Source organism: Nostoc sp. 106C (assembly GCF_002154725.1).
In the GTDB taxonomy this organism is placed as follows: domain Bacteria; phylum Cyanobacteriota; class Cyanobacteriia; order Cyanobacteriales; family Nostocaceae; genus Aulosira.
The window spans coordinates 74088-85593 of the sequence record NZ_MTAW01000098.1; the positions used below are offsets into that span (position 1 = coordinate 74088).

The 11506-nt window shown below is 43.2% G+C and carries 8 protein-coding genes; 3 read left to right on the forward strand and 5 right to left on the reverse strand.

Annotation, left to right across the window (positions count from 1 at the left end; translation table 11 throughout):
• Positions 1-105 precede the first annotated feature (105 nt).
• Positions 106-1320, reverse strand: a complete 1215-nt coding sequence (locus tag BV375_RS12825) for a DUF4336 domain-containing protein (protein ID WP_243713930.1) — start codon at positions 1318-1320, stop codon at positions 106-108.
• Positions 1321-1637: 317 nt separating this feature from the next.
• Here BV375_RS12825 and BV375_RS12830 point away from each other — a divergent pair, with 317 nt between their 5' ends.
• Complete coding sequence (locus tag BV375_RS12830; protein ID WP_086760994.1) at positions 1638-2288, forward strand: PAP/fibrillin family protein; 651 nt, start codon at positions 1638-1640, stop codon at positions 2286-2288.
• 191 nt (positions 2289-2479) lie between these two features.
• Here the strand turns inward: BV375_RS12830 and BV375_RS12835 are convergent, their stop codons facing one another.
• The 3 genes from BV375_RS12835 to BV375_RS12845 form a co-directional block, all read right to left on the reverse strand.
• Positions 2480-2761: a hypothetical protein gene (locus tag BV375_RS12835; RefSeq protein WP_086760995.1), complete on the reverse strand. Its 282-nt coding sequence runs from the start codon at positions 2759-2761 to the stop codon at positions 2480-2482.
• Positions 2762-2867: 106 nt separating this feature from the next.
• The gene (locus tag BV375_RS12840) at positions 2868-5207 is read right to left on the reverse strand and encodes a tetratricopeptide repeat protein (RefSeq protein ID WP_086760997.1); all 2340 of its coding nucleotides are present in this window, start codon (positions 5205-5207) and stop codon (positions 2868-2870) included.
• Positions 5208-5730: 523 nt separating this feature from the next.
• Positions 5731-6081 (reverse strand): histidine triad nucleotide-binding protein, encoded by a 351-nt coding sequence (locus BV375_RS12845; RefSeq protein ID WP_086686783.1) that lies wholly within the window; start codon positions 6079-6081, stop codon positions 5731-5733.
• A gap of 55 nt (positions 6082-6136) precedes the next feature.
• On the opposite strand from BV375_RS12845, the gene BV375_RS12850 reads away from it, so the two are divergent.
• A complete protein-coding gene (locus BV375_RS12850) occupies positions 6137-7675 on the forward strand; it encodes a YifB family Mg chelatase-like AAA ATPase (protein ID WP_086760999.1) in 1539 nt (512 codons plus the stop codon).
• 747 nt (positions 7676-8422) lie between these two features.
• Here the strand turns inward: BV375_RS12850 and BV375_RS12855 are convergent.
• Positions 8423-8650, reverse strand: a complete 228-nt coding sequence (locus BV375_RS12855) for a hypothetical protein (RefSeq protein WP_086761001.1) — start codon at positions 8648-8650, stop codon at positions 8423-8425.
• Between the two features lie 169 nt (positions 8651-8819).
• Here BV375_RS12855 and BV375_RS12860 point away from each other — a divergent pair, with 169 nt between their 5' ends.
• Complete coding sequence (locus BV375_RS12860; protein ID WP_243713931.1) at positions 8820-11336, forward strand: NB-ARC domain-containing protein; 2517 nt, start codon at positions 8820-8822, stop codon at positions 11334-11336.
• Positions 11337-11506 lie beyond the last annotated feature (170 nt).

The following is an 11506-nucleotide window of genomic DNA, read 5'->3' on the forward strand; positions in this document are numbered from 1 at the left end:
TCTGTTGCAATATATGAGTGTAACCCTAAACTCGCTACGTGGAATGCAAAATGCTCGAGGTCGGGATGAGGTGCGATCGCTTTTTTGGAAGATGGTAGCCTACTTTCATACTTTCTCTTTAGGTGGTGTAGCAATACCACGCTTAAGTAGGCCAGCCTCCAGTTCTTTGATAAATCGCACGTCTTCCTCTGGTAAGGGTTGGCTTACAGATGCATTCTTCTCCAAAAAAGCGAATGCTTGGCGGAATTCGCGCGGATTTGTCTTGATTGGCGAGTCAAAATGACAGCTAATAATTTGCTCAAAATCCCAGTTTGCAACCTTGTCAGCCCAGTCAAGTACTTGTTTTGGCCCTTGGGGAAGAATCAGAGTTTGCAAAATCGGCGCGACAAATGGACGCCCATCGCCTCGGAGGTTTGCAAATGACTGCTGCCAATCTTCTTGCCATCGAAAGGGAAATAACCCAAAATAAGCTCTTTTTGAGCGATCTGGTGCTTTAAGAATATCGGCAAATACCTGCCTCAATCCAGCCACCTGTAGGGCATGGGGACGAAAGTAAATGGCAAACAAGGATATGCGTTGCCATCCCTTGCGGCGGTTTGCTTGATTATCTTCAATTACCTCCAAGCCATTTTCTCTGGCATGAAATAGTAAGGGGTAGGGATCTATTTGAGCGATCGCAGGTGGATCTTCTGGCACAGAAAGTATGGTATCAGTGAGCAATAAAGTACGCGATCGCTTGTGGAAAACTGCCACTTCACCAAATGATCCCCGTCCCAAATTGATATCTAACACCGCATAGTCAAACTCATCGCTGAAAGGAAATTGGCTGTTGTCTTCTGGGATTTCCTGGGTACGGCTTTGGGGAAAGCCAAGCCAACTCAAGGGTAGATTTATAGGAAAACTCCACTGGTGAGGGGCAACGAAAACCTGCGCTTGGGGAAAGCGTCTGGCGAAGGGACCAACAAAAACCTTATGTTCTAAACCCGAACTAGTAGGCAGAATAATGTATTTAACATCACCATGCTTTGCCACCAACTCGTTAAGCAAGCGGATACACTCAGGAGTCGGCGCGACGGGTGCATAGACAAACAAGCCACCTGCTTCCAGCTTGACCACAGTCATCCGAATTGGCACGATGGTGTAGAGAATGCCGTGGGGCTGGTCGAATGTCCAGATAGTATCCTTTACTACTTCAGTGCAAACTGTCCGCCGTTTACCGTAGGGGTAGAGTGGTACAGCAGGCCAAAACGGCCATGACCAATCTCGCGGATGTATTTGTTGTGCTTGTGGCCCCTGTGCAATCATAGTTGTTCTACCCATTTCATGCTACTTTCCAATTTCTAGCATTAGAAGGGGGCAGGGAGGACAGGGAAGAAAAAGTTTATTCCTGCGTTCCTCTGCGCTTACCTCTGCGTTCCTTTGCGTTTAAATCTCAACCCTCAATTATTGCTATAAGTCAAAATTCTGATTGCTTACCACAGCACCCAGCAGTAGTATTTTCTTAAAGCCAATCTCAGCAATAGCAAGCGTAAAGCCGAGATGCCGTTTTAGCGGGACAATAAAAAAGTTAACCTCCAAAAAGCAACGAAATGGTGGTTAATAAAATCTATAGGCTATCAAAGGAAAATCAATAACCCTTGAACAATCGACTCTTCTTAAAGGAAAAATTACAAGCCTCGCTTGAGAAGATTCAAACCAATAGCGATGGCCCTGTGACGAATTTGCAGCTAGAAGAAACCATAGCCGCAGAAATTGAACAATTGACGACGGAACTAGAAAGCGTCAATCCCAATCTATATCCACTACTCAATGCTACTGCTTTGCTGGATGGAGCTTGGCAACTACAATACTCCACAGCTAGAGAAATCCGTTCTTTAGCTTCCCTACCATTGGGGTTGAAAGTGGGTAAAGTCTTTCAAGTGATTAATGTTGCCAATAAATCGTTTTTCAATCTCGCTAATGTTAAACATCCTCTTGGGCTAATCTCAGGATATGTCAAGGTAACAGCCAGCTTTGAGCCTGCTAAGGAAGATATATCGCCACCAGCACACAAACGCATCAACGTCTATTTCGACACACGTTATCTAGCAATTGAGAAGATTGTCGGCATTAACACCCCTCAACTTAACCCATTTAAGGTTGTGCCAGCGAATAATCCTAGGGATAGAATTCCCACACTCGACATTACTTATTTGGATGAAACCTTAAGAATTGGGCGGGGCGGGGATGGCAGTTTATTCATTTTGAATAAATCCCATGATTTACCTGATTTTACCTCCTCAACTTGAATGCTTGAATGCGATCGCCACATCAAAACCTCCTGCGGGAGTATAACATTCATGCACTCATGCAACCAACGTCCAAAGCGATGGCACAATCAGGGAGTATCTACGTGTTGACAACGCTCCTAAATTCAACCACAAACGGAACCCCCAGGTGATAAGTCTGGGGAATTGTCTCATTAATGAGAAGGATCTGTTTATTCCTCATTTAATAGTTCTTTTACCGCTGCATCTAAGCGTTTATTGGCATCATCCGAGAGTTTAAAACAGTATACACTGACCGCACCTGACGTTAAACCCAAAGCTGCCGCTGCTGTTGCTTCTGAAGTTTTGCCCATACTTACAGATATGGCAACCACAATGCTCAATAATGCAGTTGCACCAGCAAAACCAACAGCAACGTTAAAGCTTGCATTAGCCTGACGGCAACGTTCTTGAAACCATTGCAATCCAATGTTAGTGTTATTTTGTGTATTCATTTGATTTCCTTTGGGAAAGCTATACCAAGTTGTCAAACTAAACCAGAGGGAGCAATCTTCGGCTTAGTTTATTCAAATTAGTCCAAATTAATTCGTGATTTTTCAATCACTCAGGAGTCACAAACAAAGTAGAAATTTCTTCAACTTCCCGCATCATTCCCAGACGATTAAAATCATCCTTTGCTTCATTAGCTAACTTCCAAGCTAAGTCAGTATTTCCTAAAGCTCTCTCCAACTTAGCAGAAGAAAACTTGTAAAAAGCAAGACGGCGCTTATTTCTATTGCGTTTAGCAATAGGTAGTCCTGCATCTAAATGTTCTTGAGCTTTTTTCCAGCAACATTGCTCTATCGCGATATTAGCTAAGATATTATGAGTGTAACAATACAGTCGGTTCCAACCAATTCTCTCAGTGGCATCTAAGATTTTTTCATAGATTGCCTTAGCTTCATCGAATCTTCCTTGTTTTAAAAATATTTTCGCTCTATCTCGCATAGTATTAACTGTGCAGCGAATTATCACGCGCTCCTCAATACCATTCATATCTGCTACTAGTGCTGCTTTTTTATCTAACACTTCGTGTGCATCTTGATAGCGCTTTTGACGAATATAAAGCACGGCAGTATTGTGCGCCAAATAGTCTTGAAGTATTGTGTCTGTGCAGGCATGTAATTCCCAGGCTTCCGCGATCAATTGTTCTGCGCCATCATAATTTCCCATCATTGTTAATGTCCATATTTTTCTGGCAAGGGCATATACCAAAGTCTCGACATCACCAAAATCTCTAGATTTATCCAATAGCCAATTCAAGCAAGCTAGTCTGTCTTGCCAATATCCATATAAGTCAGCAAAATGATTCAAATCTTTCCATAAAAGTTTGACATCTTCATATCGTCCGTGATTTGCACACCAACGTAAAACAGACCAAATATTTTCCCATTCGCTTTCGAGGCGATCGTATGTAATGTACCAATCTCCCCAGTCAGCCATTCCTCCATTTTCTTGAGCAAAATTACGATACCAGAGAATCCAACGCTCTCTTGCATCTGTTTCAAAGTCAGGATATCGGGAGAGTTCTTCCAATGTATAGTCACGAGTAACAGATAGCATTACATACCTTCCCTCTTGAACAGAAACAAGAGAAAGTTGATTTAACTCAACCAGGCTGCTGTCAACTTCATACTCAGGCTCTAAATTTAAACCAGCTACGGCTACTAAAGCATTCCTTGTAGGTGCATTATGAAATAGTGCCACTGACATTAGTAAGCGATGAGCAGGAGTTTCACGAATTACTTGAATTGAATTATCAAAACAAAAATAAGCTATTTCTTTGCGGATGGGACATGGTTTGCAGACTATACTATCAATAGAATGACCACTAGCTAACTTGCCAATTGCATAGATAAAGGCAATGGGGAAACCTAAAAAACATTCATAAAGACGAGTTGCGTCATCATCGCTGATAGTAATACCTTTGTCCTCAGCTTTTTGCCTAATTAATTGATAACTTTCTTCTTCCGATAAACAACCTAAACGAATAGGGCTATAAGATTGCCTTCTCCTACGAGTAGTAATTAAAACTTTAGTACTATAAGGAACATTATCTAAAAAACTCATGATTTTATTTTGTTCCTCCAAAGTCATGTTTTGTAAGTCATCCACAATTAATAAAGTTTTTTGTCTGTTAAGACTCTCGTATACACGAATTAACTGATTTTCTAAAGTCGCTCTGTTAATCGATTCATCATTCAAAGTAGAAGCAATAGTGCGAAAGATTTCGTTTAAGGTAGAATGCCTCAATGAAGAATCAACAAAACCATCAGCAGATAAATTCTTCTCTTTGGCAGAAACAAAGATAATTGCATCGAAGATTGGTGCATTCATTTTCCGTTGACCATGTTTAGCTTCCCAGCAAAGATAGGCTGCCTCCAATGCTAAGGCTGTTTTTCCAAGCCCACCAACACCGTCTATAGTGATAATCGGTGCCCGATAATCTAGAGATATATATTGCAACAAATTCCTTAATTCATGAGAGCGACCAATAAATTCTGTATAAGGTACTCGTGGTAAATTGCAGTATGGTTTTTGCAGCAAATCAGTACGCTCACGATATAGAGAGTCATGATTATTAGCTTGAGATGATGCATATTCTTGAGGAGGAAGCATGTCAATTTCTGCAAAAGGCTCTTCAAAAAAATCAAATAAAGCTTTCAGAGAACTTTTATCCACTTTTTCTCTACGAAAAATTTTTCGCAAAGTATCAGAGCATATTGGAAAATGATTACCATTAGATAACTCAGTCTGCTTGATTAATTCAGCAAAGTTATACTCAGAGCCTGATGTACCTTGATAAATTCTTGGGAATTTCCTCGATGAGAATTTCTTAATAATTGTGCTTTGAAGCCTTATTAAAGCATCACTAGTGAGGATGCGACCGCGTGCAGTCATAGCTATTTACCTCAACCTAAGGTTTAGATGAATTAATTCTTCCTAAGAACTTTCTGGCTTTATCTGGTATAAGCCAACGCAGATATAGTTATTACTGCGATATTCCATAAATAACAACTACATCTAAGCGAAGCATTAAATAGTATCTATTTGCGCATTCATTAGATGAGTAATATACAAACGACTAAAGCAGTAACATGTATATCTTGAATTATAGATGGCAAAATCTACTCATGGGCAGCTAATACGATGTTATTCAAAAGAAGTTATTACCAGCAGAAAAACTCAGCTATAATAGTCGTTCTATCAATTATTGCTTATTAATAAAATTCTGTTTCTTCGGCTATTATTAAAAAATACTAAAATTAGTTTTATAAAGTAAATAATTATTGTGTAATTGCAGCGCGATCGCATCCACACATGCAAAAAAACCCCCAGTTGGGGGTATTCTAGTTACTTAATTGGGACTACTGCACCAAAATTGCCCGACTCAAGCACTCAAACCAATCGAGAAGAGCAATAATCAACCAGGAGGCCATTTCATCTGCCGTCCTCCCAAAATATGCAAATGTAAGTGATACACAGTTTGACCGCCATCAGCACCAGTATTGATCACAAGCCGATAACCGTTTTCTAGTCCAGCTTGTTCGGCAACGCGCTTGGCAGTTAACAAAAGATGTCCTAAAAGCGCATGATCCTGAGATTCCGCATCAGCTAGCTTGGGAATGGGCTTTTTGGGAATGACGAGAATGTGAACTGGCGCTTGGGGTTGGATGTCATTGAAAGCCAAAGCCAAATCATCCTCATAAATAATGTCGGCGGGAATTTGCCGATTAATGATTTTGCTGAAAATCGTCTCTGTGGTTTCACTCATGTCAATTTACTTACTCATCTGCTAGAGATTTTAAAGGTTTACTCTGATATAAGAAATGCTTGCTAGAGTCTGGAGTGCATCAATTGTGGGGATCGATGCCATCAAAGTAGGTGTGGAGGTCGATGTATCCGGTGGATTGCCAGGAATTGTTGTCTTGGGACTACCAGATTCAGCAGTTCAGGAATCCAAAGAAAGGGTGAAAGCGACATTGAAGAATGCTGGTTTTTCCTTTCCTATGCGCAAGATTGTGATTAACTTAACTCCTGCTGATTTACGTAAGGAAGGACCCAGCTTCGATTTACCTATCAGTGTAGGCATTCTAGCGGCTTCTGAGCAAGTTAGCGCCGATTTGTTAGGTGATTATTTATTCACCGGGGAAGTTTCTCTAGATGGTAGTTTGCGTGCTGTGGCTGGTATTTTACCCATTGCTGCTACTGCTCAAAAAATGGGAATTGCAGGTTTAGTCGTCCCATTTGATAATGCTCAAGAAGCAGCAGTGGTGGAAGGATTAACTGTTTACGGCTGCAAAAATCTATCTGAGGTGGCTGATTTATTAAATAATCCCTTACGCCACAAACCAGCGCAACTGGATGAAACTGTCGTGGCTAGTCATGGTGCTGCTGTACATTCTCGCAGTGTAGATTTACAAGACGTTAAAGGACAAGCTCATGCCCGTCGTGCTTTAGAAATTGCGGCTGCGGGTGGACACAATTTAATTTTTGTCGGGCCGCCGGGAAGTGGAAAAACCATGCTAGCACGACGCTTACCGGGTATTTTACCACCATTGAGCTTTGCAGAAGCTTTAGAAGTAACTCGCATTCACTCGGTTGCAGGGTTATTAAAAAATCGCGGTTCCTTAGTACGTGATCGCCCTTTTCGCAGTCCTCACCACTCGGCTTCTGGCCCTTCTTTGGTTGGTGGTGGTAGCTTTCCGCGCCCTGGGGAAATCTCATTATCTCATAGAGGTATTTTGTTTCTGGATGAATTGACGGAGTTTAAACGCGATGTGTTGGAATTTCTTCGTCAACCTTTAGAAGATGGCTATGTGACAATTTCTCGCACCAGACAATCGATTATGTTTCCGGCACAGTTTACCTTAGTGGCGAGTACTAATCCCTGTCCTTGCGGTTACTATGGCGACACCATCCAACAGTGTACCTGTTCCCCAAGGCAACGCGAAAATTACTGGGCAAAGCTTTCCGGGCCGTTGATGGATCGAATTGACTTACAAGTTGCAGTGAATCGTTTGAAACCCGAAGAAATTACTCAACAACCTACAGGAGAAACATCAATATGCGTAGCCAAACGAGTGCAGCAAGCACGCGATCGCGCCGTTACCCGCTTTCAAGAAGAACCAAACTTGCGTTGCAATGCGCAAATGCAGAGTCGTCATCTCCAGAAATGGTGCAGATTAGATGATGCTAGTCGTAATTTATTAGAAGCAGCAATTAAAAAATTAGGCTTATCTGCCAGGGCAAGCGATCGCATTCTCAAAGTAGCACGGACAATTGCAGATTTGGCGGGAGAGGATAAACTGCAAGCCAATCATGTAGCCGAAGCTATTCAGTACCGCACAATCGATAGAATGCAGTAGTTCAGTAAAGCTATTCAAGCGATCGCATCTCAGTAAAGCCAATGAAACTGGCGATCGCTCACAATGTGTTGGTGTATGTCATCCAAGGATGTTTGTAGGAGCACGGCACCCGAAATATTTTTCACAACAACACAATGTTACTAGCGCTCATACGTGTCAACTTAACGTGAAACCCTTGTTAAAACGTGATTTTGTATTCACTCACCTACCATTACGATCCTCGTCACCCCACCCCAGTTTTGTCTAAAGCCAAAACTTCCCCTCCCCGCAGGCGGGGAGGGGATTAAGGGGTGGGGTAAAACGTATGTGGGATAAGCGTTCGAGCTTAAGTTGACACCAATTACTAGCGCCGTGCCCCTACCGTGTAATTGATAAACGCTCCAAAGATGCTATTTAAGTAACCACGCAAAATCAATTACAGTCATTGCGAGCGTTCGCTGAAAGCGTTCCCGTTCGGCAAAGCCGTTCTCGAAGAGTAGGGTAGCGAAGCAATCGCAAGGGCTGGGATTGCTACCCTGCGGGAAGCCGCTGCGCGTCTACATTTCGCTTCGCTACATAAAGCCCTTCGGGCATGGCTTCGCTTAGCGCAATGACATTGTGTAATTAATTATGTTTAACTACTTAAACCACATCTATTTTGAGAACCATAGTTTTAAAAGTAGTGGGAGCATCTTGCTCCCTGCTCTTCGTAGCGGGCAAGATGCCCGCACTACTCCAGGTTTCAAAATGGACAAGGTTTAGCCGGATTTATCTTTTAACCTTTGACTTACTTTCATCCTTTCTCGGCTTTTTCTCCTCTAAGCTTTTGACTTTGACCAACACCGGAATATATTGTTGAATCAGCCAAGTTACAGTCTCAAGCGTTGAGTTACCTTGGTCAATACGGGTTTTGGCTTGTAAGCCAATTAGGAATAGTTGCATTGCCAGTAACAAAGCAATAGTTTTACCGAGAATATCTTGGCGTTGGGGTTTCATGTGTTTGTCCCTCAAAGAGTTGGTAGCTAAAGCATCTCGTTGAGGGTATGACCGTAAGCAAATACCCCAATCTCGGAGAAAATGCTTTAAAATCAGGATTTAAGAAGCTTGGGGTAGCGAGTTTTTATTTGGGGTAGCCCTAAACTTCCCGATCGATTTTGGGAATGCAATGGCGCGAGAACCTAGTAAAGGCCCTGTAATTCAAAAGCGAGTTAAGCGTCTGTTGGCGGCGTTGCTTGGTTTTGCGGCTGGGGAATTTGCGGAAGATAACTTGAATATTGAGTACGACTGGAAAGAAGAAGATAGTCCTAACCCCAAGCTGACTATGAAAACAACTCTGGTAACTTTGGAGTTGTTGACGCAAAAAGACGAATATCCAGGTAAGTTAACTAAAGCGCAAATCCGCGAAGCGCTGAATTTACTCAAGGATTTTGTCAAAATTCTGGAAGATAATCGGCTGCAAACCCAGGGTTCTGATGAGTGGCACTTTACTTTAAAGCTATGGTCAACAGAGAAAGAAAAGAGCCTGAAACGATTTGATGAAGTATGGCAAAGCAACAAACCTCAGAAATCTAAAGAACTAGAAGCTAATTACACTCAAGATGAGGGTGTTGCTGTTGTACCCCAAACTAAACTGGCGATATTTCAAGCACCACCTTTACCTGCACACTTTGTAGAACGCCCAGAATACAGCGATGATTTAAAGACTCGCCTTGTCACAGGTAATCGCACCTTGGTAATTACTGCGATTCACGGTTTGGGTTCGGTAGGTAAATCGACTTTAGCAGCAGCGTTAGCAGTAGATGCAGAGGTACAAACTCGGTTTTATGACGGTATTTTGTGGGCAACATTAGGTCAACAGCCTGATGTGCTTTCTCTTGTTAGTGGCTGGGTGCAAGCACTAGGAGACTATAGCTTTAAACCTACCAGTGTGGAAGCAACTACCAACCATCTGCGGACGCTGCTTTATGACAAAGCCGTGTTGCTAGTGGTTGACGATGCTTGGAATACGCAAGATGCCCAAGCATTTAATGTTGGTGGTGCGCGGTGTCAGGTTTTAGTAACAACTCGTGAAGCGGCAATTGCCGATGCTTTAGCAGCCAGTACCTACAGCTTGGATATTATGAAACCAGATCAGGCGATGGCGTTGCTGACGAAGAAATTAAGACGTGAAATTACAGGTGCAGAACGTCAGTCAGCCGAAAATTTAGCTCAAGGCGTTGGTTATCTCCCCCTAGCGTTGGAACTTGCAGCCGCCGAAGTTGCCTGTGGTACGACTTGGGATGAACTATTGGCGGATATTCGGCAAGAGGTAGCGAGATTAAAAAGTTTTGACCGACCGGAAGCGGGCGAAATTACCGATGAGGCGAGTTTAAAACGCCTGAGTTTAACGGCATCATTAAACTTGAGTGTCAAGCGAATGCCTCAAGAAAAGCAGCAGCATTTCTCTTGGTTAGGGGTTTTGCCGGAGGATGTCAACATTAATAAGATGATGGCGGCGACGCTGTGGGCAATGGATGAGCGTAATGCTGCCAAGACATTGCAATATTTACGAAATAAGGCATTGCTATTAACAGGAGTACCGCTTGCTGATGGTACGCCTACCTATCGGTTACATGACTTATTCCACGACTTAGCCTGTAATTTGTTAACGGCTGCGCCACAGCCAAGGCGGACAGGAGATTTGCCAGGGTTAGGTTTAAATTTGACTGATGCTCACGCTGCTTTTTTGGAGAAATATCGGCAGAAAACCCAAAATAATTTATGGCATACCTTGCCTGATGATGGTTACATTCATCAGCATTTAGTTTGGCATTTGGAGAAGGCGGGGTGGGTTGAAGAGATTCACTCTTTATTGCGGGAAGAGTCGGCAACTGGGAATAATGGCTGGTATGAAGTGCGGGAGAAACTAGGGCAAACTGGGGGTTACATTACAGATATTTCTCGTGCTTGGGAATTAGCCCAAGCGAATTGGGATGAGTCAACATTGCCGCAAGTGGTGGGTTTACAGTGTCGCTATGCTTTGATTACAGCATCCCTGAATAGTTTGGCAGCTAATGTACCAATAGAACTGCTGATGGCGTTAGTCAAAAATCATCTGTGGATTGCTGAACAAGGATTAGCTTACGCTTTGCAAAACCCAGATTTAAGTAAGAAAGTAGAAGCCCTGGCACAACTAGTCAACTATTTGCCGCCAAATTTAGCAAAACTAGCACTTTCAGAAGCACTTACTGCCGCACGGATGATTCAGCACGAGAGTAATCTTGCCTTTGCCCTCAGAGTATTAGCAGAAAAACTACCAGAGGTCTTACCCGAAGCACTCTCCGCTGCTCGAGCGATTCAGGATGAGTATTCTCGCGCATCTGCCCTCAGAGCATTAGCAGAGAAATTACCAGAGGTCTTACCCGAAGCACTCTCCGCTGCTCGGGCGATTCAGGATGAGTATTCTCGCGCATCTGCCCTCAGAGCATTAGCAGAGAAACTACCAGAGGTCTTACCCGAAGCACTCTCCGCTACTTGGGCGATTCAGTCTGAGTCTTCTCGCGCTGATGCTCTCACAGCATTAGCCGAGAAACTACCAGAGGTTTTGCCTGAAGCACTCACCGCCGCTCGGGCGATTCAGGACGAGAGGTATCGCGTCTGCCTTGAGAAAATTAGCCGAGAACCTACCAGAGTTTTTGCCTGAAGCACTGGCCGCCGCTATAGCGATTGAGGATGGGTCGTCTCGCACCTCTGCCCTCAGAGCATTAGCCAAGAAATTACCAAAGGTATTGCCCGAAGCACTCTCCGCTGCTAGAGCAATTCAGTCTGAGTCTTCTCGCGCTGATGCTCTCACAGCATTAGCCGAGAAACTAC

Bases quoted from the DNA above. Each gene is read 5' to 3' on its own strand.
- BV375_RS12825 (WP_243713930.1), bottom strand. From the start codon at position 1,320: ATGGGTAGAACAACTATGATTGCACAGGGGCCACAAGCACAACAAATA.
- BV375_RS12835 (WP_086760995.1), bottom strand. From the start codon at position 2,761: ATGAATACACAAAATAACACTAACATTGGATTGCAATGGTTTCAAGAA.
- BV375_RS12840 (WP_086760997.1), bottom strand. From the start codon at position 5,207: ATGACTGCACGCGGTCGCATCCTCACTAGTGATGCTTTAATAAGGCTT.
- BV375_RS12845 (WP_086686783.1), bottom strand. From the start codon at position 6,081: ATGAGTGAAACCACAGAGACGATTTTCAGCAAAATCATTAATCGGCAA.
- BV375_RS12850 (WP_086760999.1), top strand. From the start codon at position 6,137: ATGCTTGCTAGAGTCTGGAGTGCATCAATTGTGGGGATCGATGCCATC.
- BV375_RS12855 (WP_086761001.1), bottom strand. From the start codon at position 8,650: ATGAAACCCCAACGCCAAGATATTCTCGGTAAAACTATTGCTTTGTTA.
- BV375_RS12860 (WP_243713931.1), top strand. From the start codon at position 8,820: ATGGCGCGAGAACCTAGTAAAGGCCCTGTAATTCAAAAGCGAGTTAAG.